We start from the raw sequence: 22,318 nt of genomic DNA on the forward strand, positions 1-22,318 counted from the left end.
CTCACTCGGTTCCCCCCGGCGCTTCGGCCGTGCCGTGCGCCAATCCGTCATGCACATCGGGCGTATCGACGATCCCGCGCGCCCGGGCACCCCGGAAATAGGCCTTCACCCACGGATGGTCGAAGGTCAGCATGGTCGAGAGCGGCCCCTCCACGAGAACGCGCCGATTCCCGAGCACAGCTATTCGGTCGCACACCGACCGCAGACTGTCGAGGTCGTGGGTCACCATGAAGACCGTCAATCCCAGCGTATCGCGCAGTTTGGCGATCAGATCGTCGAAATCGCCGGCGCCGATCGGGTCGAGACCCGAGGTCGGTTCGTCGAGGAAGACGATCGCCGGATCGAGCGCCAGTGCGCGGGCGAGCGACGCGCGCTTGATCATGCCGCCCGACAATTCCGACGGATGTTTGTCCGCCGCGTCCGGCGGCAGGCCGACCATCGCGAGTTTCAGCCTTGCCAGCTCGTCCATCGTCCGCTGCGACAGATGCATGTGCTCGCGCATCGGCACCTGGACGTTCTGCAGCACGTTGAGCGAGGAGAACAGCGCGCCGTGCTGGAAGAGGACGCCCCAGGAGCGCTCCACCTGCATCTTGACCGAAGGTTCGACCCGGTCGAGGTCGTGGCCCATCACCTCGATCGTGCCGGCACGGCGTCGGTTGAGGCCGAGAATGGTGCGCATCAGCACCGACTTGCCGGTGCCCGAGCCGCCGACGAAGCCGAGGATCTCGCCCGCCTTCACGTCGAGATCGAGATTCTCGAGGATCAGCTTGTCGCCGAAGCCCACGGTCACGCCGCGGCAGCGGATGATCGGTTCGTCGCGCCCGGTTCCGGCCATGGTCATACCCCCACCGAGGCGTAGAACATGGCGAAGATGCCGTCGACCAAGATGACGATGAAGATCGACTTCACCACCGCCATCGTCGTGTGGCGGCCGAGCGATTCGGCGCTGCCGGCGACCTGCAGCCCCTCGAGGCAGCTGACCATGGCGATGATCATCGCCATGAACGGCGCCTTGGTGACGCCGACGAAGAAGGTCTTGAAGCCGACCGCGCCGTGCAGCCGGTTGAGGAAGGTGGCTGTCGGGATGTCCGCATAGGCGTTGCAGACGATCGCCGCCCCGAAGATCGCCGCCAGATCGGCGACGAAGACCAGGATCGGCAGGGCCAGCATCAGCGCCAGCACCCGCGGCACCACCAGGACCTCGACCGGATCGAGACCGGTGACCTTCAGCGCGTCGATCTCCTCGCGCATCTTCATCGAGCCGAGTTCGGCGGTGAAGGCCGAGCCGGAGCGGCCCGCCACCATCACCGCGGTCAGGATCACCGCGATCTCGCGCAGCGTCAGCACGCCGACCATGTCGACGACATAGATGTCGGCGCCGAAGCGGCGGAAATAGAAGGCGCCCTGTTGGGCGATGATGCAGCCGATCAGGAAGCTCATCAGCGCGATGATCGGCAGCGCGTCGATCGTCGTGCGCTGGACCTGATGCACGAAGGGGATGAAACGCATCCTCCGCGGCTCGACGACGGTCCGCCCGATCACCGTGGCGATGCCGCCGAGCAACGTCAGCCCCTCGCGCAGCTCGCGCCAGAAGGAGACGCCGAGCCGACCGAGATCGGTCAGCGCGCAGATCACCGGCCCCGGCCCGAGCGCCGGCGGCGGCGGCTTGCGATCGGCCTGCGCCACCTCGTCGCAGAGCACCCGCCGCGTGGCGTCGAGCCCCTCGATCGTCCGCCGCTCGTCCGGCACCGCTTCGGCGATGCGGTGGAAGAACAGCGCGCCGGCGGTATCGAGTCGTCCGACGGCGGAGAGATCGAGCAGCAACGCATCGCTCCCGGCCGCCAGATGTGCCGCCGCCTCGTCGACCTCCGCCTCGATCGCGCCGACCGTGCGGATCGTCCAGTCGCCCGCCGGGCGCACGACGAGCCGCCCCGCACCGGGCTCGAGGGCGAGCGTCGGCAGTGTTCCCGTCCAGCTGTCGGCGGCCGAGGCCTCGTTCATTCCCGCTCCCGGCGGATCGCGACCCATGTCGGCGATCGGCCCTCTCCTCGGCGTCTGACGCATGGCCCGCCCCCGTCGAGGAGACTTGTCGGGCGGCGTCGAGGCCACTTATGAATCGACGTCGAAGTGTGCCGCCCCGAGACCGGGGTCCGCAAGCACGGCGAAGCTTTTGTCACCGTAGAGTGACCAGGATGCGACGCCGATCGCGAGGAGATCGTCCATGGAAATCGCCCGCCCCTATCTCCTCTTCCTCGGTGACGTCCACGACGCGCTCGCCGCCAAGACGGCGCTCGGCATCGTCGACTGGCGCCCCGAGTGGTGCCTCGGCCAGTTACGCCTGCCCGGCTGCGCCGCCGATGCCAAGATCCCGGACATGACCGTGGCGCAGGCCGTCGCGGCCGGCGTGAAGACCATGGTGGTCGGCGTCGTCAACGCCGGCGGCGTGCTGCCCGAGCACTGGATCTCGACCATCGTCGCCGCCCTCGAGGCCGGCCTCGACGTCGCGACCGGCCTGCATGTCCGCCTCGCCTCGATCCCGGCGATCGCCGAGGCCGCCGCCAAGACCGGCCGCAAGCTGCACGACGTCCGCCACACCTCCGAGCGTTTCGCCACCGGCAAGGGCACGAAGCGCCCCGGCCTGCGGCTCCTCACCGTCGGCACCGACTGTTCGGTCGGCAAGAAGTACACCGCCCTCGCGCTCGAGCGCGAGATGCGCGCCCGCGGCCTTTCAGCCGACTTCCGCGCCACCGGCCAGACCGGCGTCTTCATCTCCGGCCGCGGTGCGGCGATCGACGCCGTCGTCGCCGACTTCATCTCCGGCGCGGTCGAATGGATCGCCCCGGCCGCCGACCCCCACCATTGGGACGTCATCGAGGGCCAGGGCTCGCTCTTCCACCCGAGCTTCGCCGGCGTGTCGCTCGGCCTCTTGCACGGCGCCCAGGCCGATGCCTTCGTCATCTGCCACGAGCCGACCCGCTCGAAGATGCGCGGCGTCGAACACCCGCTGCCGACGATCTCCGAAGTGATCGAGGCGACCATCGCCATGGGCAAGCTGACCAACCCCGGCATCCGCCCGGTCGGCATCGCCATCAACACCGAGCACCTGTCGGACGCCGATGCCCGCAGCGTCTGCGAATCGGCCGCCCGGCTCCATGCGCTGCCGGCCTCCGACCCGGTGCGCTTCGGCGTCGGACCGATCGTCGATCGTCTCCTCGAACTCTTCCCCGCGGGCTGATCATGGCCCTCGCCCTGACCGTCGCCGTCGAACGCTTCCCGATCGCCGGCGCCTTCACCATCTCGCGCGGCAGCCGCACCGAGGCCGTCGTCGTCACCGCCACGGTGAGCGACGGCACCGCGACCGGCCGCGCCGAATGCGTGCCCTATGCCCGCTACGGCGAGACCGTCGAGGGCGTCGTCGCCGAGCTGGAGAAATGCGCCGCCGCGGTCGCCGCCCCCGGTTTCGACCGGGCGAAGGCCCAGGCGCTCCTGCCCGCCGGAGCCGCCCGCAACGCGCTCGACTGCGCGCTGTGGGACTACGAGGCCAAGCGCTCCGGCATCCCCGTCCGCGTCGCGGCGGGGCTGCCCGAGCCCGGCCCACTCGTCACCTGCTACACGCTGAGCCTCGGCACGCCCGAGAGCATGTGTGATGCCGCGAAGACCGCCTCCGCCCGACCGCTGCTCAAGGTCAAGCTCGGCGGCGAGGGCGACCCCGAGCGCATCGCCGCCGTCCGCGAGGGCGCACCGAACTCTCGTCTGGTGGTCGACGCCAACGAGGCCTGGCGCGAGGCGACGCTTCCCGCCAATCTCGCCGCCGCCGTGAAGGCCGGCGTCGAGTTGATCGAACAGCCGCTGCCGGCCGGCGCCGACGACGCGCTCGAGGGGCTTTCGAGCCCGATCCCGATCTGCGCCGACGAGAGCCTCCACACCGTCGAGGACCTCGACGCGCTGGCGAAACGCTACGCCGCGATCAACGTCAAGCTCGACAAGACCGGCGGCCTCACCGAAGCACTGCGGCTGGTGCGGGCGGCGCGCGAGCGCAAATTCAAGCTGATGGTCGGCTGCATGGTCGGCTCGTCGCTGGCGATGGCCCCGGCCGTGCTGCTGGCGCAAGGGGCGGACGTCGTCGATCTCGACGGGCCGCTGCTCCTCGCCCGCGACCGCGACGGCGGCCTCACCTACGAGGGCTCGCTGGTCTACCCGCCCGTGTCGGCGCTCTGGGGCTGAGCCCCCGGGCGCTCCGCGCCCGAGGTCGATCTCCGGACGTCAGGCGCGGTGGGGCTGTCCCTGCCGCACCGCCCCCGTCGCGCGGACCAGTACGACGCCGCCGACCGCGGCCAGCACCGACATGGCGGCGAAACCGCCGCCGCCGAAGTGTTGGTAGAGCGGCCCGCTCGCCAGCGTCGCCAGCGCCATCGTGAATCCGTTCCCCGACACCATCATGCCCTGCACGGTGGCGGCGCGGCCGTCCTCGACGCGGCGGGCGATCACCGTCATGACGCCGAGGTGGACGGCGGCGAAGCTCGCCGCATGCAGCGTCTGCAGGAAGATCCAGGGCCAGAAGGTGCCGTCGAGCAGCGGGAAGAGCGTCCAGCGCACCGTGCCGCCGATGCCGCCGATCGCCACCAGCATGCGCGGCGAGACATGGGTGAGCACCTTGCCCGAGGCGGCGAAGAGCGCGATCTCGCCGATCACCCCGAGCGCCCACAGCGCGCCGATCTCGTCGCCGGAGAAGCCGAGCGAGGCCCAGTGGATCGACGAGAAGCCGTAGAGCATGGCGTGGCTGCCCTGCATCAGCGCGACGCCGATCAGCACCGCCATCAGCACCCGGTCGCCGGCGAGTTCCCGCATGGCGCCGAGCATGCTCGGGCCGGCCGGCCTCGCCTCGCTCTTCTCCGCCCGGTCGCGCGGCAGGAAGAAGGCGGCGACGAACTGGAGACCCATGCCGCCGACGAGGAAGAGCCAGATCCCGTGGGCGCCGTGGCGCGTCGCCACCCAGCCGGCCGCCAGATTGACGGCGACGAAGGAGATCGAGCCCCACACCCGCATCCGTCCGTAGACCGCCTCGCCGCGCCGGACCGCGCCGGTCGCCAGCGCGTCGGAGACCGGCAGGACGCCGTTCCACGGGGCGCTCATGACGAGGGTCGCGACCAGCAGGCCCCAGAACCCGCCGATCGCGCCGACCAGCAGCGCCCCCGCCAGCGCCACCGCGCAATAGACGATCAGCGCCAGCCGGCGGTCGCCGATCCGGTCGGCGAAGGCGCCGAGCGCCGAGGCCGTGGTGACGCGCAGCACGATCGGCAGCGTCGTGATGACGGCGATCGCCGCCGCATCCTGCCCGCGCGCCGCCAGCAAGACGGGATAGAACGGCAGATGCACGCCGATGGGCACGAAGGATGCCGCGTAGAACGTCGAGATCAGGAACGGAGTGGAAGACGATTTCATCACGATTGCTCAGATTTTCACGAACCCATAAACTGATCCCGAGAGATTCGCGAGCTAAGACGGGGGGATGGTCTCGCCCGGTCTGCCCTCCCGGCGGATCGCCCCCTCGACGACGCGCAAGCCCCCGAGAGCACGCCACCATGTCGACGCCCGCGCCGGTCACTCCTCTCGCCATCGAAGACTACGACGCGATCGAAGCCGCGGTGATGGAAACCCAGCGTGGCCGCTGGTTCCTCGCAGAACATGCCCGTCGCAATCGCAACTGCGACACCGAGATCGTCCTCGCCTCGCTCGACCGCATCGAGAAGACGATCCGTCGCGAACGCGCCGCGCCCGACATCGACCGTATCCGTCTCGACCTCGCCGACATGGCCGAGGCGATTTCCCGCACCAAGCAGGAAATCGCCCAGATGAAGCTCGACACCGAACACGGCGGCCGCTTCGCCGACGCCAGCCACGAGCTCGACGCCATCGTCGACCAGACCGAGACCGCCACCAACGAGATCCTCCACGCCGCCGAAGGCATCCAGGAAGCCGCCTGGACCCTGCGCGAGGCCGGCGCCGCCGACGAGCTCTGCGAGAAGCTCGACGTCCACGCCACCGACATCTACACCGCCTGTTCCTTCCAGGACCTCACCGGCCAGCGGACCCGCAAGGTCGTCACCGTGCTGCGCTACCTCGAGAGCCGCATCAACGCGATGATGGACATCTGGGGTCTCGGCGAGGCGCTCGCCGACGTCATGGCGGATGTCGAGCGCGCCGACCAGCCCTTCGACCCGATGGACGAGCGGCCCGACGCCCACCTCCTCAACGGCCCGCAGCTGCACGGCCGCGGCGTCGACCAGGGCGGCGTCGACGAGCTGATGGGCGATACGACGCAGGACGAGGCGATCGAGGCGGACATGTTCGACCTCGCGGCGGACGAGGCGGAGGACGAGGCGATCACCGACGGTGCCGACGTCTTCGCCGGTGCCGACGTCTTCGCCTCCGACGCGGTCGAGCGCGTCGCCGCCAACGTCTTCGCCCCGATGCCGCAGGGCGCCGATCGGGCCGTGCCGATGGGCGAGACCGCGCTCGCCGACGACGAGGTCTTCGCCGAGACGACGATGGTCGCGGTCGGCAACACGATGATGGTGGTCGAGACCGGCGCCGTCGAACTGGCCGTCGAGGACGCCGAGGTCGCCCTCGCCGTGGTGCCGTCGGTCGACCCGGTCGCCGAGTTCTCCACCGCCCACCGGCTGATCACCTTCGGCTGATCCCAGGTTTCGAACGACGAAGACCCTCGGCCGAGCGATCGACCGAGGGTCTTCGTGCATCTCGCCGATCACTCGGCCGCGAGTTCGCGCGCGCGTCGTTCCTTGGCCTCGATCGCATCGACGAACTGATGGGCCGAGGTCGCCCAGTCGAAGCGACGGGCGAGCGCCACGGCTTCGGCCCGGTCGATCGTCAGCGCCGCGAGCGCCGCCTCGCGCAGATCCTCGTGGAGGACGCCGCCGGTGGTCCCGCCGAGGATGTCGATCGGCCCGGTCACCGGATAGGCGGCGACCGGCAGGCCGGAGGCCAGCGCCTCGACCACGACGTTGCCGAACGTGTCGGTGAGCGAGGGGAAGACGAAGACGTCTGCCGCCGCATAGTGCCGCGCCAGATCCTCGCCGACCTTGGCGCCGAGGAAACGGGCCGCCGGGAACTTCGCCTTCAGCCCGTCGAGCGCCGGACCGTCGCCGATCACCACCTTGGTGCCCGGCAGGTCGAGCGCCAGGAAGGCCTCGAGGTTCTTCTCGACCGCGACGCGCCCGACGTTGAGGAAGATCGGCCGCGGCAGACCGGCATAGACCTCGTCGAGGTCGTCGCGCGGATGGTAGATCGTGGTGTCGACGCCGCGCGACCAGATCACCAGATTGGTGTGGCCCTGCTCGGTCAGTTCCCGCTTCAGGCTCTCCGTCGCCACCATGCAGGCGTCCGCCGCCTCGTGGAAGCTGCGCAGCCAGCGCCGGATCGGTCCGATCGGCACGAAGGGCCAGCGCGAGCCGACGTATTCGGGGAAGCGGGTGTGATAGCTCGTCGTGAACCCGTCCGCCGCCCCGGCGAGAACCGCCCGCCGCGCCAGGACGCCGAGCGGCCCCTCGGTGGCGATGTGGACGTGATCGGGCGCCAGCGCCGCGATCTTGCGCCGGACCGCGCCGGGCGTCGTCAGCGACAGCCGGATTTCGGGATAGGACGGGCACGGCAGGGTGCGCCAGTCGAGCGGCGTCAGGAAGACCACCTCGTGACCGAGCGCCGCCAGTTCGTCGGCCAACCGTTCGAGCGTGCGCACCACGCCGTTGATCTGCGGACGCCAGGCATCCGTCACCACGAGAATTCTGCTCATGCCGCCTCGAGTGCCTCCTCGGAGGCCTCGTCCGACGCGTCGTCGGCGATGTCGGTGCCGCGCTGGCGCCAGGTGACGATCTCGAAGGAGCCGTCGTCGTTCTCGAGGAGCGCCGTGCAGCTCTCCACCCAGTCACCGGTGTTCATGTAGGAGACGCCGCCTCGTTCGCCGATCGTGGCATGATGGATGTGGCCGCAGACCACGCCGTCGGCGCCGACCCGACGGGCCTCCGCCGCCAGCGTGTCCTCGAAGCGGCCGATGAAGTCGACCGCGTTCTTGACCTTGAGCTTGGCCCAGGCCGACAGCGACCAGTAGGGAAAACCGAGGCGACGCCGCACGGCGTCGAGTGCGGTGTTGATGCCGAGCGCCAGCGTGTAGGCGCCGTCGCCGAGATGGGCGAGCCACTTGGCATTGCGCACCACCACGTCGAACTGATCGCCGTGCATGACGAGATGGCGCCGCCCGTCGACACCGACGTGGATGGCGTGGTCCATCACCTCGACGACGCCGAAGTGGACGCCGAGATAGTCGCGCAGGAACTCGTCGTGATTGCCCGGCACGTAGACGATGCGGGCGCCCTTGCGACCCTTGCGCAAGAGCTTCTGCACGACGTCGTTGTGGGCCTGTGGCCAGTACCAGCCACGCTTCAGGCGCCAGCCGTCGACGATGTCGCCGACCAGATAGATCGTGTCGGCCTCGTGATGCTTGAGAAAGTCGAGCAGCAGATCCGCCCGGCACCCGCGGGTGCCGAGATGGATGTCCGAAAGAAACAGCGCCTTCGAGCGCCGTGGTTCTGCCCCTGCCGTCATGGCTCGGCTCCGGTCTTCGTCACGTTCGACTTCGAAGAACCAGAGTCCCGTCACGGTTTCATGACGGTCCGTCGCATTCGGGATCGGCGCGTCAGGCCCGCGCTTCGATGAAGGGTGCCCAGTTGGCCCGCGCCCACAGCCGCGCCCGCGCCTTGCCCGCGCCGTAGGAGGCGACGATCCGGCCCGACAGCGCGTCCTTGGCGCCGATCTCGGCGACGATCGCCTCGGCGTGGCCGCGCGCCGCCGAGACGATCGCCTCGGGCACCGAGCGCACCGCGACCCGGTGCTGCGCGATCATCGCCTCGAGCGCCACGGCATTGGCCCATTCGGCCTGGGCGAGCGCGGCGGCGTGTTCCTCGCGCGCCGCCGCCGCGACGATCGCCCTGAGGTCGGGATCGAGCGCCTCGAGCGCGCGGATCGAGACGATCGCCTCGCCCGCGCCGTTCGGCTTGTCGAAGCCCGGGCCGTAGTAGTGCGGCGTCAGCCGGTGCAGGCCGACGGCGAGGTCGGAGGCCGGCGCCAGCAGCTCGGCCGCGTCGACCACGCCCGACTGGAACGCCTGGAACACCTCGCCCGGCGCCAGCGCCACCGGCGTCGCCCCCATGCGCCGCCAGATCTCGGCGCCCAGGCCGACGATGCGGATCTTGAGGCCGCGCACGTCGTCGGGTGTGGCGAGTTCGCGCCGGAACCAGCCCGCCATCGACACGCCGGTGTTGCCGGCAACGAAGGGCTTCACCCCGAAGGGGGCGTAGAGCTCGTCCCACAGCGCCTGTCCGCCGCCCTGCTCCAGCCAGGAGAGATGCTCGAGCGGCGTCAGGCCGAAGGGCAGCGAGGTGAAGATCGGCGCCGCCGGCATCTTGCCGGCCCAGTAGATCGCCGCGGTGTGGCCGATCTCGGCGGTACCGCCGGAGACCGCGTCGAACACCTCGAGCGCCGGCACCAGTTCGCCCGCCGCCAGCACCTTGACCGTCAGCCGCCCGTCGGAGAGCCGCTCGATCGACCGCGCCAGCCGTTCCGCCGAGACGCCCGGCCCCGGCAGGTTCTTCGGCCAGGAGGTGACCATCCGCCATTCGACGAGACCGCGGGCGATCGCCGGGCGGGCGAGGCCGGCACCGGCGGAGAGCGCCAGCGCGCCGAGCGCCGCGCGGCGGGTGGGAGAAGATCCGGTCATCGAAGGCTCCGTCTCGTCGGCCGCCTCAGGCGCGGTCCGACCACCAGGCGTGGAAATGATCGACCGGGCCGTGGCCCTGACCGACGCCGAGACGATCCGAGGTGCGGATCGCCGCCGTGAGATAGGCCTTGGCGGCGCGCACCGACTGACCGAGATCGAGCCCCTGCGCCAGCCCCGCGGCGATGGCCGAGGAGAGCGTGCAGCCGGTGCCGTGGGTGTTGCGGGTGTGGTGGCGCGGTGCCGAGAACCACTGCGCCGAGCGCGCATCGACCAGCACGTCGTCGGCCGCCTCGCCCTCGAAATGGCCCCCCTTCACCAGCACGGCCTGCGCCCCCATGGCGACGAGCGCCCGGCCCTGATCGACCATCTCGTCGCGGTTCGTCGCCCGCGGCCTTCCGGTCAGCACGGCGGCCTCGGCGAGATTGGGCGTGATCACCGTGGCGCGCGGCAGCAGCACCTCGCGCAGCGTCGCGACCGCGTCCTCGGCGAGCAGCAGATCGCCCGAGGTCGCCACCATCACCGGATCGAGCACCACGTTCGACGCCCGCCAGCGGTCGAGCCCGGCACGCACGGCGCGGATCACCGCACCTTGCGACAACATGCCGATCTTCACCGCATCGAAGCCGATGTCGGAGAAGACCGCGTCGATCTGCGCCGTGACGAAGTCGACCGGCACGTCGTGCACGCCGGTGACGCCGCGGGTGTTCTGTGCCGTCAGCGCGGTGATCACGCTGGCGCCGTAGACGCCGAGCGCCGAAAAGGTCTTCAGATCCGCCTGGATGCCGGCACCGCCACCCGAATCCGAGCCGGCGATGGTGAGTGCCTTGGCCGTCACGTCGTTTCCTCCCCCACCGCGGCAGGTGCCGCGGTCTCCATCCGTCACCGGCGGCGCACGGCCAGAGCCGCCGCCACTTCCTCCGCCAGTCGTGCCGTCGCCGCCTGCGGGTCGTCGGCCATGAAGATCTCCGAGATCACCGCGACGCCGTCGGCACCCGCGGCGATCACTTCGCCGGCGTTGTCGGCGCGAATGCCGGCGATCGCCCCGACCGGCAGATCGCCCCGCATCCGCCGCACGATCGATGCCAGCCGCGCCAGCCCGTCGAGGCCGACCGGCGCATCCGGATTGTGCTTGGAAACGGTGGCGAAGACGCCGCCGATGCAGACGTAGTCGACCGCCGCGACCGGCACCGTCTCGGCATGGCGCTCGTTCTTGACCGTCAGGCCGACGATCGCCGTGGGCCCGAGCAGCCGGCGCGCATCCTCCGCCGCCATGTCGTCCTGGCCGACGTGGACGCCCGCCGCACCCGAGGCCAGCGCCACGTCGACGCGGTCGTTGACGATGAGCGGCACGCCGGTGCCTTCCAGCGCGGCGACGACCGCGCGGGCGCGCGCCACCATCTCGCGGGTCGTGCCGTGCTTGTCGCGCAGCTGGACGATGGTCGCCCCACCCGAAGCCGCGGCGCGCGCCAGATCGGCGAGATCCCGCCCGCGCACGTGTTCGGGATCGAGGATGGCATGACAACGGATGTCGACGGTCATCGGATCTCGGCTCGTGCGATGATGGTTTCCTCGTCGAGCGCGTGCAGCGCGTCGACGATCTCGACGGCGAAGGAGCCCGGCCCGTGCGCCGCGGCGGCCGCCGTCTCGCCCGCCACCCCCATCGCCACCAGCGCCGCCGCTCCGGCGACGACCGGATCGGGCTCGACCGCACGGAAGGCGGTGGCGACCGCGAAGCCCGCGCAACCGATTGCAGTGACGCGATCCATCAGCGGATGGCCGTTGGCGACGCGGATCGTCCGCGTCCCGTCGGTGACGATGTCGACCTCGCCGGTGACGGCGAGCGTCGAGACGAAGTGGACGGCGAAGTCGCGGACGTTCTCGTCGGTGGTCTCGAGGCCGGAGAGGCCGGCGAACTCGGCGTGATTGACGTGGACGAGATCGGGCTCGAGATCGATCAGCCGGCGGGCGAACTCGAGCCGCGACGGCGAGATCTGGATCTTCACCGGGTCGAGCGTCCACGGCACGCCCGAATCCTTGGCGACCTCGACCGCCGTCAGCGAGGCGTCGCGCCGCACGCGGTCGAGCATGCCGAGATTGATCAGCAGCGCGTCGGAGGCCGCGACGAAGGCCGGCACCTCCTCGGGCGCGAAAGTCATCGACGGCTCGGCCCCGACCGCCAGCAGCATGTTGGCGGTGAAGGTCTGGGCGACCGGCGAGGTCAGCACGTGAATGCGCGGCCGGCGCTCGCGAAGACGGGCGAGAATCTCGGCGACGCGTCGCGGAGCGAGCGTCTTGGCCTTGCCGACGGGAGAGAGGGTATGGGTATCCGTCATCGACATCTCAAGTCCCTCCGCCGGCACGACCCGGATCAGGTTCTATGGGTTGGCCTGAGCCTCTCAGCCCGAACGCGCCGGGCACCCCGATGAGATTTGTACCAAAGAGTTAAGCCGGCGATCGAGCGATGGCAAGGGGGTGTGAAAAAGCCCGGCTCCGACGACCGTTCGACCATCGTCGCCACGCCTTCGCCCATGTCGCCGCCGATGATCGCGCCGACCGCATTTCCGGCCGCGACGGGGGACGAAGGGCTCCGCGACGTCGATCCGCAGCGCTCCGCTCTTGCCCTCGCCGGCTGCATCTGGTCGACTGGCGCCACATCCGAAGGAACGGAAAAAACAGATGAAACCCTTCTTCGTCCTCATCAAGTGCGCGCTCGGTCGATCCTACGAGGTGGCCACCGCCATCGCCGATGCCGAGATCGCCTCGGAGATCTATTCGACCGCCGGCGATCACGACCTGATCGCGAAGTTCTACGTCGAGGACGAGGCCGACATCGGTCACTTCGTCAACCAGAAGGTCCAGACCGTGCCGGGGATCGTCGACACCAAGACCGTCATCACCTTCAAGGCATTCTGACGTCCCGGACGGGCGTCCGCTCGCCGGCGCCCGTCGTCGCCCACCCTTGCGGCGAGCCCTCGAACGAGGTCACCCCATGACCGAAAAGCGCAACGTCGCCTTCCAGGCTCTCCGCGCCCACGCCGAAACCATGCGCGCGGCCCGGATCGTCGATCTCTTCGCCGCCGACGCCGACCGATTCGCCCGTTTCTCGGCCCGCCACGACGACCTGCTGCTCGACTATTCGAAGAATCGCGTCAACGACGAGACGATGCAGCTGCTGCTGGCGCTCGCCCGCGCCTCCAAGCTGGTCGAGCGCCGCGCCGCGATGTTCGCGGGCGAGAAGATCAACGCCACCGAGGGCCGCGCCGTCCTCCACGTCGCGCTGCGCAACCCCGATCGCCGCCGTCCCTTCGCGGTCGACGGCCGCGACGTCACCGCCGACGTCGAGGCGGTGCTCGTCGCCATGACGGCCTTCGCGAACGCAGTGCGCGGCGGCACGATCCGCGGCGCCACCGGCAAAGCCTTCACCGACGTCGTCAACCTCGGCATCGGCGGCTCGGACCTCGGCCCGGCGATGGTGACGCTGGCGCTCGCCCCCTGGCACGACGGCCCCCGCGTCCACTACGTCTCCAATGTCGACGGCGCCCATCTGCACGACACGCTGAAGGGCCTCGATCCCGAGACGACGTTGTTCCTGATCGCCTCGAAGACCTTCACCACGCTCGAGACCATGACCAACGCGGCGTCCGCCCGCGACTGGCTGGTCGCAGCCCTCGGCGAGAAGGCGATCGGCGACCATTTCGCCGCCATCTCCACCGCCATTCCCAAGGTCAAGGCCTTCGGCATCGCCGAGGACCGCATCTTCGGCTTCTGGGACTGGGTCGGCGGCCGCTATTCGGTGTGGTCGGCGATCGGCCTGCCGGTGATGCTCGCGATCGGACCGGACAATTTCCGCGCCTTCCTCGCCGGCGGCGCGGCGATGGACGACCACTTCCTCGAGGCCCCGCTCGAGCGCAACCTGCCCGTGCTGCTGGCGCTGATCGGCGTCTGGTATCGCTCGCTGATGCGCATGCCGACCCAGGCCGTCATCCCCTACGATCAGCGGCTCTCCCGCTTCGCCGCCCATCTCCAGCAGCTGGACATGGAGTCGAACGGCAAGCAGACGCGCCGCGACGGCCGTCCGGTCGAAGGGCCGACCGGCCCGGTGGTGTGGGGCGAACCCGGCACCAACGGCCAGCACGCCTTCTTCCAGCTGATCCACCAGGGCACCGACGTCATCCCGGTCGACTTCCTGCTGGCGGCCGAGCCCAACGAGGCGATGGGCGACCATCACGCCAAGCTCGTCGCCAACTGCCTCGCCCAGGCCGAGGCGCTGATGAAGGGCAAGAAGGAACGCGTGGTGCGCGCCGAACTCGTCGCCGCCGGCCTCCCCAAGGCCGAGATCGACGCGCTGACGCCGCACAAGGTGTTCCCCGGCAACCGGCCGTCGAACACCCTGCTCTATCGCCGGCTCGATCCCTTCACGCTCGGACGTCTGCTCGCGCTCTACGAACACAAGGTCTTCGTCCAGGGCGTGATCTTCGACGTCAATTCCTTCGACCAGTGGGGCGTCGAGCTCGGCAAGCAGCTGGCGACCGAACTGCTGCCGATGGTCAAGGGCGAGATCCCCGCCGGCGGTCGCGACGGCTCGACGCTGGGCCTGATCGACCATTTCCAGATGCTGCGCGCCGAAGACTGACGCGACGCGGGGAGGCGTCGCGACGAGACCGGTCATGACACGAAGGACGAAACGATGACGGACACGTCGAAGACCCTCACTCGCCGCGCGCTGGTCGCGGCCCTCGCGCTGGCCCCGCTCGGCGGCTGCGCCGAACGGCTGACCGTCGACGAGGCGCTCGGCACCGAGTCGCGGCTGCCTACCCGCCGCTTCCGCGCGGTGAAGGTCGACACTTCGCCGATGGCCGCCGCCGGCGTACCCCATTGGGCGGCCCGCGTCGGCGAGGCGGTGCGCCGCGCCGCCGGTCCCGCCTTCGCCGATCTCGTCGACCCGCGCGACCGCAAGGCGCCGGTGCTGACCATCCGCATCGATGCCTGCAACTTCCCGGTCTACTTGGCCGGGCGCTGGCGCACGATCCCCTTCGGCACCTTCGGCGCCGCCGACGACGAGGACTGGATCGAGGGGCGTCTCGTCTACGGTTCGTTCAGCCGCCGTGTCTCGGCCAACACCAAGGCCGAGGCCGCCGGCGGGCGCAACCTGCCCGACGCCGACCAGCGCCGCATCGATGCCGTCGCCAAGGCCTTCGTCGGCTGGGCGCGGCGCGAGTTCGGCGCCTGACCTCGTCCGCGAGAACGTCCGGCCGTCCGTCGCCGAGACGGCGGCCGGATCATTCGGAGTGATCCATGACGACGCTTTCCCGCCGCGCCCTGCTCCTCGCCGCCGCCGCACTGCCGCTCGCCGGCATCGCCCGTGCCCAGGGCGGACCGATCACCGCGACGCGCTACCGCTCGGTGCGCGCCGACGTCTCCGGCCTCGTCGAACGCGGCCTGCCGAACTACGCGGTCAAGGTCGAGGCGATGGCGAAGCGCGCCCTCGCCGACGCCTTCGCCGAGCGCATGGCGCCGCGCGACCCCGCCGCTGCCGACCTCGTCCTCCACGTCGACGAGATCCTGCTGACCTCCGACACGTCGGAGGGCAACAGCCTCTTCCCCGGCGGGTCCGAAGACCAGTTCGTCGGTCGCATCTCGATCGCGGTCGGCGGCCGGCGCGAGACCCGCCGCTTCGACGTCTCGCGCCCACCGAGCTCCGGCCCGTGGAACGCGCCGGACAACGAGGATCGCCGTCTCGCCGATCTCCTCCGCCTCGCCGCCGGCTGGGCTCGCCGCGAATTCGAGCCATGATGCATCGTCGCGGCGTCCTCGCCGGCCTCCTCGCCTGGCCCCTCGCCGGCTGCATGGTCGGCGGTCTTCGGCCGATGATCGCCGATCGCTTCCGCGAGGTGGCGATCGACGCCGACGGCCTCGCCGGCTCCTTCGAGGAGGCCGACCGCCGCCGCTTCGCCGCGACTGCGCGGATCGTGGTCGACGACGTCTTCGCCCGCGCGGTCGAGGTCGGTAACCCGTCCCTCCCCCGCCTCGAGATCGCGCTCGTCGCGCTCCATCTCGCCGAGCGCCCGGCCGCGGTCGCCTCGGGTCCCTTCCGCCCCGAGCCGGTGAAGGACGTCGCCGTCGCCGAATGGCGCTTCGCGCCCGCCGCCGGCGGCCACGGTCCGCTGCGCCGCACCCAGGTCGAGCGCGTCCTAGACGTCGACGCCGGCGGCCGCTTCCACGAGGAACGCGGCGACCGCGTCGACTACCTCGCCGCCCGCCTCGTCGACCGCATCTGGGACGATCTGCGCCACGGGTGAAACCTGCCCCGAACGACAAAGTCTCCCACATTTCCCTCGCTGTTCGGCTTCACCCTGAGGTGCCCGGCCAAAGGCCGGGCCTCGAAGGGCGAAGTCGTCGACGGGCCGTGCCACTCGGCCCTTCGCGTTTCGAGGCTCGCTGACGCTCGCGCCTCGACATGAAGGGCCTTTGCGAAAGGCCCGATGTCTGGAGTTCACACGATCGGCTTGCCCCGAAAACGCGAAAAGGCCGGGCTCTCGCCCGGCCTTTCCTCGTCGTCTCTCGCGCGGAGAGGCTCAGTTCTTCGCCTTGTCGACCAGCTTGTTCTTGCCGATCCACGGCATCATGGCGCGCAGCTTGGCGCCGACGGCCTCGATCTGATGCTCGTCGTTGACGCGGCGGATGCCCTTGAAGCGGGCGGCGCCGGCGCGATACTCCTGCATCCAGTCCGAGGTGAACTTACCGGTCTGGATGTCCTTGAGCACCTTCTTCATCTCGGCCTTGGTCTCGGACGTGATGATGCGCGGGCCAGTGACGTACTCGCCCCACTCGGCGGTGTTGGAGATCGAGTAGTTCATGTTGGCGATGCCGCCCTCGTAGATGAGGTCGACGATCAGCTTCACTTCGTGCAGGCACTCGAAATAGGCCATCTCGGGGGCATAGCCCGCCTCGACCAGGGTCTCGAAGCCGGCGCGGATCAGCTCGACGAGGCCGCCGCACAGGACGACCTGCTCGCCGAACAGATCGGTCTCGCACTCTTCGCGGAAGTTGGTCTCGATGACGCCCGAACGGCCGCCGCCGACGCCGCAGGCGTAGGACAGAGCCAGATCGTGGGCGTTGCCGGTGGCGTCCTGATGGACGGCGATCAGGCACGGCACGCCGCCGCCCTTCTGATACTCGCCGCGCACGGTGTGACCCGGGCCCTTCGGCGCGATCATGACGACGTCGACGGTCTTCTTCGGCTCGATCAGGCCGAAGTGGACGCTGAGGCCGTGGGCGAAGGCGATCGCGGCGCCGTCACGGATGTAGGGGGCGATCTCGGCCTTGTAGATGTCGGCCTGCAGCTCGTCCGGGGTCGCCATCATCAGGAGGTCGCCCCAGGCGGCGGCTTCCGCCACGGTCAGGACCTGGAGGCCGTCGGCCTGCACCTTGGCGGCGGTGGTGGAGCCGGCCTTGAGCGCGATGCGGATGTCCTTGACGCCCGAATCCTTGAGGTTCATCGCGTGGGCGCGGCCCTGCGAGCCGTAACCGACGATGACGACCTTCTTGCCCTTGATCAGATTGATGTCGGCATCGGAGTCGTAATAGACGCGCATTTCCCTTTTCCTTCCCTGCTGGGCTGGCTCATGGCGGGCGAACCCGCCGGTCTCGAAGTCAGGCGGTGGACCCCGCCCGTTCCGCCCCGTGAAGGGCGAGGAACTGTGCGACCGCACGGCCGGCGTCGCGCCGGATCGTGTCGGGCGAAAGATCGATCCGATCGCCGAGGAGCAGCCGGATCTGGACGTCGCGGGCGACGAGCCCGAAGAAGGTGCGGAAGGCCTCTTCCGTGTCGTCGAAGCCGAGGAGCCCCGCCGCGCGCCCCGCCTCGAGCACCGGCTTCAGCCGCCGCCCCATGGCGAAACGGCCGTTCTCCAGCACGATCGCCCCGAGTGATGCCGGATCGAGCGGCCGGCCGCCCCGCCCGCCCTTGGCCGAGGCCTTGGCGGCGGCGCCGATCGCCACGCGGTTGAGCGCGACCGAGGTGTCGGAACCGATCACCGTCAGCCAGTTGACCGCGAATTCCTCGAGCCGCTCGGAAAGACTGTCGCGATCGAGCCGCGACCGGTCGATCGGCCCGACCCGCACCCGCGCCGCCTGCCAGCGCACCGTCGCGGCGAGCAGACCGTCGCGGTCACCGAACCACTTGTAGAGCGTCTCCTTGGAGCACGACGCCGCCCGCGCCACCGCGGTCGTGGTGACGCGGTCGCCCTCCTCGACCAGAAGACGCAGCACCGCGTCGAGAACGCCGATCTGGCGCTCCGTCGGGGCGAACTCTTCCGGGTGGGATTGCGACGTCACGCCTGTCGTCTCCTGGTGCCGGGCCGCGATCGGCCGGTGATGAGGTTCCGCCGCCGGGCGCCCCGCGAACCGCTCGCGCGGTCTGCCGTCTTGCCGCAGTGCAGCGTACCGTACTGTACGGTACGGCTCACGATCGCTGTCCTACCGCCGCCGTCCGACGCGGTCAAGGGCGCTCGCATCGCATGAAACGAAAGACGGTGGTGGACCGGCCGGCGGCGGCGTCCACGGACCGCGAAAAGCTGCACGTTCCGTAGAGGAAATCAACCATTCATTGTATTGTTCCGATGTACATGAGGACGCGTCGGCGCCGGCCTCGCCTTGGCAGGCGCCGACGCCGACATGAACGCTCCGCAGTTTCCGTGACAGAACGAGGCTTGCGTTCCGATGAAGACCGAAGTCGCAAGAAACATGATCACGGTCGGATTGACCGATGCCGACGTCGCACGCGCGCGCGCCCATGCCGATCTGCTCTCCGCGCTGGTCGATGCGCTGATCGACGATTTCTACGCCCACCTCCTCACCGGGCCGACGGCGACGCGCCTCGCCGGCGTCGACATCGACCGCCTGCGCCGCACCCAGAAGGACCATTGGCGACGCCTGTTCGAGGAGGGCGTCGACGACGACTACGTCCGCCGGGTCACCCGCATCGGCATCGTCCATCGCGAGCGGAAGATCTACCCACGGATCTACATTCAGGGCTACGGCTGGATCGCCGCGCGGCTGGCCGCCGATCTGGCCGGGGCCGACATCGCCGACCCGACCGAGCGCAGCCTGCTCGTCGCCGCCACCCTGCGTCTGGTGATGCTCGACATGTCGACCGCGCTGCTCGGCTGGGAGGCGACGCTGGTCGACTGACTCACGCCGGCGGACGACGCGGCTCGATCGGTGCACGCTGACCCTGCTGGGCTTCCTTCTTCACCCGATAGAGCTGGAAGCCGTGACCGTCGTGGACCAGATCGAGGTCGTCCACGTCCGGATTGTCGTCGTCGCGAAAGGTGTGGAGCACGATGACGTAGTCGTCCTCGGCCGTCCACTTGTCCCAGAAATTGTCGCGCGGCAGCGCGTCGTCGTGGACATAGGCGGAGGCGACCAGACGCGAGATCGTCGGCGGGTTGCCGTCCTCGGTGTCGACCTGGGCGTGATAGGCGGGGCGCACCGACATGATCTGCTTGCCCTTGACCGCAAACGCCGTGGAGACCAGCGCAGAGCGCTCGATCATGGCGATGCAGGGCGCATGGCTGATCGCGTCCTGTTCGGTCTCCGGTCCCTTCGGTTCGTCGGCGACGGCGACCAGGATCTTGGCGCCGCGCGGCACGGTGGCGAGCGACCTGCGCATGTCGGCATAGATCGTGTCGATCTTCTTCCACTCGACGGCGACGTCGGCGACCCGGAGCAGCGTGAAGCCGACCACCAGCGCCATGAAGCCGGCCTTGGTCCAGCGGTCCTCCGGCTCGAACCGGACGAAGCCGAGCCCCAGGAACAACATGGCGATCGGCATGCGCTGGTCGGCCATTTCCGAACCGAAGAGCGTGTAGGGCATGGCCAGGAAGACGGCCATGCCGAACACCAGGAGCGGCAGGATGGCGCCGTGGAACGACAGCAGCCGGCGATGCAGCGCATAACCCAGCGCCGCGCCGCCCGCCGTCATCAGCGCCAGATCGTGGACGTCGGAATAGGTGCGGAAGACCAGCGACAGCCCGTCCATCTTCGACTGCGGCAGCCAGGCGTATTCGCCGGCGAGCCCCCACGTCGAGGAGGCCAGCAGCAGCGGCACCACCGGCAGCACCGGAACGATCAGCGCCGCGAGCGCGCCCGCCAGGCCGCGATCGACGCGGAAGCCGCGCTTCGCCCAGGCCCACAGTTCGAACGAGCCGATCGCCAGCCCGTAGAGGCCGACGGCATAGAGATGGCAGACGTAGAGCACGAAGCAGAAGGCCGCCGACACCACCATGCGCAGCACGAGCGGGCGTTCCGAGAGCGCGATCCAGGCGGCGAGCCCCCACATGGCGAGGCCGACGCCGAGCAGGAAGTTCATCATGCCGAAGAGGAAGAGGCCGTTGTAGACGACCACGAAGGCGACCAGCGAGAAGGCGCTCATCCGCCCGAACAGCGCCTTCTGCACGATCATCGGCCCGGTCACCATGGCGAGGATGGTGAGCGCGGTGAAGACCTGCCCCGAGCGATAGATGTCGAGCACCCGGTTCAGAACCGGCACGACCAGATCCATCGCCAGATTGGGGATGAGCTGCCACTGGATCTCGTAGAACTCGGTCAGGTACGGATCGACGCCCTCGACCGCGATCACCCGCATCCGCGCGAGGTGATTGACGTAGTCGGCGAGCGGCGGCACGTCGACCAGGAAGACCGGCGTCATGACGAGCACCGCCATAAGCCAGAAGGCGACGGCGAACTCGTGCTCGAGCAGGAAGTCGAGGACGCGGGTGAGGGACGACGGCGTCGCTCCCTCGGCGGCGGGACGGTCTTCGGTCATGGACGGGGAACACTCGGGCGGTTGGCGTCACCGCGACTCGGCGCGGCTCGCGGCGATACAATCCCGAGACGATGGCGACACCGCGGCAGCCGATCCGCCGTTTCGGGAAGCGGATCAGAGCGCCGGATGGGGCGGCGGCTCGAGGTCCTCGATCGTGACGTCGGCGGCCGGCGGCAGCCACCACATCGCCTCGCCGTCGCGCGCATGCGGCTCGAGCGCGGTCGCGAGCTCCACCGCCCGCCGTTCCAGATCGGGGATCGCAGTCCTCGGCAGCACCCACAGATCCGCGATCGTACGATGAGGCTCCAGCAGCGCGATCACGTCCGCCCCGAAGGCTTCGAGCCGCGCCTTCAGCGCCGCCGGCAGATCGACCGCGTCGACGAACCACTTGTCCTCGCCGTCGAGGTCGACGAGGAAGAGACCGTCGATCGTCGGCGCGATCAGCCAGCGCCGCGGCCCGATGCCGTTGCCCTGGGCCTCCGCATCGATGGACGCGGCGCCCGCAGTCTCGTCCATGGAGACCGAAGGCTCCGGTGGACGCCAGGACGTCGCCCCATGGAGGATCTCGCGGCTCTGCCACGCCATCCCCGCGACGATCGCCAGCATGATCGCCGCCTCCGCCATCGGATTGCCCGCGAGCACGACCGCGCGGTCGAGGACCATCGCGACGAGGAGCACCGTCGCCGCGCCCCAGACGACGAGCGCGTTGCGTTCGCGTGTCCGGCCCGGAAGGCTCTCGTCGTCGATCGGGAAGAGCCGCGGCGCCGCCGTGTGCCACGCCGTCTGGACGACCAGATTGGCGATCATCAGCCAGGGCGCGGCGCGATCGAGCAGCAGCAGGGCCGCTCCGCTCGCCGTCGTCAGCAGCGCGCCGAGCGCCCGGACGCCGGCCCGGACACGCCGACGCCGCCCCCAGCCTTCGCCGAGGGCGGCGCCTGCCGCATCGAAGAAACGGTCCTCGGCGGCGGCCCGAATGGCCACGGCGCCGCCGACGAACCAGAAGAGGCCGAGGCCTCGGATCATCCAGTCGATCATGCCGTCCCCGATCTCGACCCGTCGCCTCGACCGGGCGAGCCGATCGTCACATGGCGTCCGGCCCGCGCGCGATCGCGGCGACGCCGGTGCGGGAATATTCCACGAGGCCGAGCGGCCGCATCAAGCCGACGAATTCGTCGATCTTGTCGCCCTTGCCGGTGAGCTCGAAGACGAAGCTCTCGGTGTTGGCGTCGACCACCCGGGCGCGGAAGGCGTCGGCGAGACGCAGCGCCTCGACGCGGGCCTCGCCCTTGCCCTTCACCTTGATCAGCGCCAGCTCGCGGGCGAGCACCCGGCCGTTGACGGTCAGGTCGACGACCCGGTGCACCGGCACCAGACGGGCGAGCTGGTTCTTGATCTGCTCGATGACCATCGGCGTACCCGTCGTCACGATGGTGATACGCGAAAGGTGCGCCTCGTGTTCGGTCTCCGAGACGGTCAAGCTCTCGATGTTGTAGCCGCGGCCCGAGAAGAGGCCGACGACGCGGGCTAGAACGCCCGGTTCGTTGTCGACGATCACCGAAAGCGTGTGCGTCTCGGCCGACTGGAAGATGTGCTGCGAGGGATAGTGCGAGGTGTTCATGGGGAGACCCGTCGTGTTGGATGCGTGATCGAAAGGCACGAAGAGAGCCGGCGGCCCGCAGGCGACCGGCTCGATCCTCGCG

Annotated in this window: 23 protein-coding genes and 1 riboswitch; of the genes, 9 read left to right on the forward strand and 14 right to left on the reverse strand. The window is 69.8% G+C overall.

Annotation, left to right across the window (positions count from 1 at the left end; genetic code table 11):
* Position 1: 1 nt before the first annotated feature.
* Together ACT53U_RS04065 and ACT53U_RS04070 are read right to left on the reverse strand one after the other, a co-directional pair.
* Positions 2-835: an ABC transporter ATP-binding protein gene (locus tag ACT53U_RS04065; RefSeq protein ID WP_476152941.1), complete on the reverse strand. Its 834-nt coding sequence runs from the start codon at positions 833-835 to the stop codon at positions 2-4.
* A 2-nt stretch (positions 836-837) separates the two neighbouring features.
* On the reverse strand, positions 838-2,001 hold the full coding sequence (locus tag ACT53U_RS04070; protein WP_476152943.1) for an ABC transporter permease: 1,164 nt from the start codon (positions 1,999-2,001) through the stop codon (positions 838-840).
* A 220-nt stretch (positions 2,002-2,221) separates the two neighbouring features.
* Here ACT53U_RS04070 and dgcN point away from each other — a divergent pair, with 220 nt between their 5' ends.
* Both dgcN and dgcA read left to right on the forward strand, forming a co-directional pair.
* Entirely contained in the window at positions 2,222-3,235 is a 1,014-nt protein-coding gene (gene dgcN, locus ACT53U_RS04075; protein WP_476152944.1) for an N-acetyltransferase DgcN, read from the forward strand.
* Positions 3,236-3,237: 2 nt separating this feature from the next.
* Positions 3,238-4,224: an N-acetyl-D-Glu racemase DgcA gene (gene dgcA / locus ACT53U_RS04080; RefSeq protein WP_476152946.1), complete on the forward strand. Its 987-nt coding sequence runs from the start codon at positions 3,238-3,240 to the stop codon at positions 4,222-4,224.
* A gap of 39 nt (positions 4,225-4,263) precedes the next feature.
* Here the strand turns inward: dgcA and ACT53U_RS04085 are convergent, their stop codons facing one another.
* Positions 4,264-5,442, reverse strand: a complete 1,179-nt coding sequence (locus ACT53U_RS04085) for an MFS transporter (protein ID WP_476152948.1) — start codon at positions 5,440-5,442, stop codon at positions 4,264-4,266.
* Positions 5,443-5,582: 140 nt separating this feature from the next.
* On the opposite strand from ACT53U_RS04085, the gene ACT53U_RS04090 reads away from it, so the two are divergent.
* Positions 5,583-6,698, forward strand: a complete 1,116-nt coding sequence (locus ACT53U_RS04090; RefSeq protein ID WP_476152950.1) for a protein phosphatase CheZ — start codon at positions 5,583-5,585, stop codon at positions 6,696-6,698.
* Between the two features lie 68 nt (positions 6,699-6,766).
* Here the strand turns inward: ACT53U_RS04090 and ACT53U_RS04095 are convergent, their stop codons facing one another.
* From ACT53U_RS04095 to thiM, 6 genes are all read right to left on the reverse strand, one after another.
* Positions 6,767-7,810, reverse strand: a complete 1,044-nt coding sequence (locus tag ACT53U_RS04095) for a glycosyltransferase family 4 protein (RefSeq protein ID WP_476152952.1) — start codon at positions 7,808-7,810, stop codon at positions 6,767-6,769.
* Entirely contained in the window at positions 7,807-8,619 is an 813-nt protein-coding gene (locus tag ACT53U_RS04100) for a UDP-2,3-diacylglucosamine diphosphatase (protein ID WP_476137820.1), read from the reverse strand. The genes ACT53U_RS04095 and ACT53U_RS04100 overlap by 4 nt, the downstream gene beginning before the upstream one ends.
* A gap of 91 nt (positions 8,620-8,710) precedes the next feature.
* On the reverse strand, positions 8,711-9,790 hold the full coding sequence (locus ACT53U_RS04105) for a TRAP transporter substrate-binding protein (RefSeq protein WP_476152953.1): 1,080 nt from the start codon (positions 9,788-9,790) through the stop codon (positions 8,711-8,713).
* 25 nt (positions 9,791-9,815) lie between these two features.
* Positions 9,816-10,625 (reverse strand): bifunctional hydroxymethylpyrimidine kinase/phosphomethylpyrimidine kinase, encoded by an 810-nt coding sequence (gene thiD / locus ACT53U_RS04110; protein ID WP_476152955.1) that lies wholly within the window; start codon positions 10,623-10,625, stop codon positions 9,816-9,818.
* A 44-nt stretch (positions 10,626-10,669) separates the two neighbouring features.
* A complete protein-coding gene (gene thiE, locus ACT53U_RS04115; protein WP_476152957.1) occupies positions 10,670-11,329 on the reverse strand; it encodes a thiamine phosphate synthase in 660 nt (219 codons plus the stop codon).
* Positions 11,326-12,129 (reverse strand): hydroxyethylthiazole kinase, encoded by an 804-nt coding sequence (gene thiM / locus ACT53U_RS04120; RefSeq protein WP_476152959.1) that lies wholly within the window; start codon positions 12,127-12,129, stop codon positions 11,326-11,328. The genes thiE and thiM overlap by 4 nt, the downstream gene beginning before the upstream one ends.
* Positions 12,118-12,222: riboswitch (TPP riboswitch) on the reverse strand. It overlaps the preceding gene by 12 nt.
* 244 nt (positions 12,223-12,466) lie before the next feature.
* Here thiM and ACT53U_RS04125 point away from each other — a divergent pair.
* The 5 genes from ACT53U_RS04125 (at position 12,467) to ACT53U_RS04145 (ending at position 16,089) form a co-directional block, all read left to right on the forward strand.
* Positions 12,467-12,703 carry an Lrp/AsnC ligand binding domain-containing protein gene (locus ACT53U_RS04125; RefSeq protein WP_476137815.1) on the forward strand — a complete coding sequence of 79 codons (237 nt, stop codon included), beginning with the start codon at positions 12,467-12,469 and terminating at the stop codon, positions 12,701-12,703.
* A gap of 76 nt (positions 12,704-12,779) precedes the next feature.
* Positions 12,780-14,423: a glucose-6-phosphate isomerase gene (pgi, locus tag ACT53U_RS04130; protein WP_476152961.1), complete on the forward strand. Its 1,644-nt coding sequence runs from the start codon at positions 12,780-12,782 to the stop codon at positions 14,421-14,423.
* A gap of 54 nt (positions 14,424-14,477) precedes the next feature.
* Positions 14,478-15,020 carry a hypothetical protein gene (locus ACT53U_RS04135; protein WP_476152963.1) on the forward strand — a complete coding sequence of 181 codons (543 nt, stop codon included), beginning with the start codon at positions 14,478-14,480 and terminating at the stop codon, positions 15,018-15,020.
* A gap of 65 nt (positions 15,021-15,085) precedes the next feature.
* Entirely contained in the window at positions 15,086-15,583 is a 498-nt protein-coding gene (locus tag ACT53U_RS04140; protein ID WP_476152965.1) for a hypothetical protein, read from the forward strand.
* Complete coding sequence (locus tag ACT53U_RS04145; protein WP_476152966.1) at positions 15,580-16,089, forward strand: hypothetical protein; 510 nt, start codon at positions 15,580-15,582, stop codon at positions 16,087-16,089. Before ACT53U_RS04140 ends, ACT53U_RS04145 begins: the two co-directional genes overlap by 4 nt.
* 276 nt (positions 16,090-16,365) lie before the next feature.
* Here the strand turns inward: ACT53U_RS04145 and ilvC are convergent, their stop codons facing one another.
* A complete protein-coding gene (ilvC, locus tag ACT53U_RS04150) occupies positions 16,366-17,385 on the reverse strand; it encodes a ketol-acid reductoisomerase (protein ID WP_476152968.1) in 1,020 nt (339 codons plus the stop codon).
* A 58-nt stretch (positions 17,386-17,443) separates the two neighbouring features.
* Positions 17,444-18,127, reverse strand: coding sequence for a TetR/AcrR family transcriptional regulator (locus ACT53U_RS04155; RefSeq protein ID WP_476152970.1), 684 nt, complete (start codon positions 18,125-18,127; stop codon positions 17,444-17,446).
* Positions 18,128-18,511: 384 nt separating this feature from the next.
* On the opposite strand from ACT53U_RS04155, the gene ACT53U_RS04160 reads away from it, so the two are divergent.
* Positions 18,512-18,982 (forward strand): protoglobin domain-containing protein, encoded by a 471-nt coding sequence (locus tag ACT53U_RS04160; protein ID WP_476152972.1) that lies wholly within the window; start codon positions 18,512-18,514, stop codon positions 18,980-18,982.
* A 1-nt stretch (position 18,983) separates the two neighbouring features.
* Here ACT53U_RS04160 and ACT53U_RS04165 read toward each other — a convergent pair whose 3' ends face one another.
* From ACT53U_RS04165 to ilvN, 3 genes are all read right to left on the reverse strand, one after another.
* Positions 18,984-20,618 (reverse strand): hypothetical protein, encoded by a 1,635-nt coding sequence (locus ACT53U_RS04165; RefSeq protein WP_476152974.1) that lies wholly within the window; start codon positions 20,616-20,618, stop codon positions 18,984-18,986.
* A gap of 114 nt (positions 20,619-20,732) precedes the next feature.
* On the reverse strand, positions 20,733-21,653 hold the full coding sequence (locus ACT53U_RS04170; RefSeq protein ID WP_476152975.1) for a hypothetical protein: 921 nt from the start codon (positions 21,651-21,653) through the stop codon (positions 20,733-20,735).
* A 46-nt stretch (positions 21,654-21,699) separates the two neighbouring features.
* Positions 21,700-22,236, reverse strand: a complete 537-nt coding sequence (ilvN, locus tag ACT53U_RS04175) for an acetolactate synthase small subunit (RefSeq protein WP_476137805.1) — start codon at positions 22,234-22,236, stop codon at positions 21,700-21,702.
* Between the last annotated feature and the right edge of the window lie 82 nt (positions 22,237-22,318).

The organism is Pinisolibacter sp. DMC19, assembly GCF_056313985.1.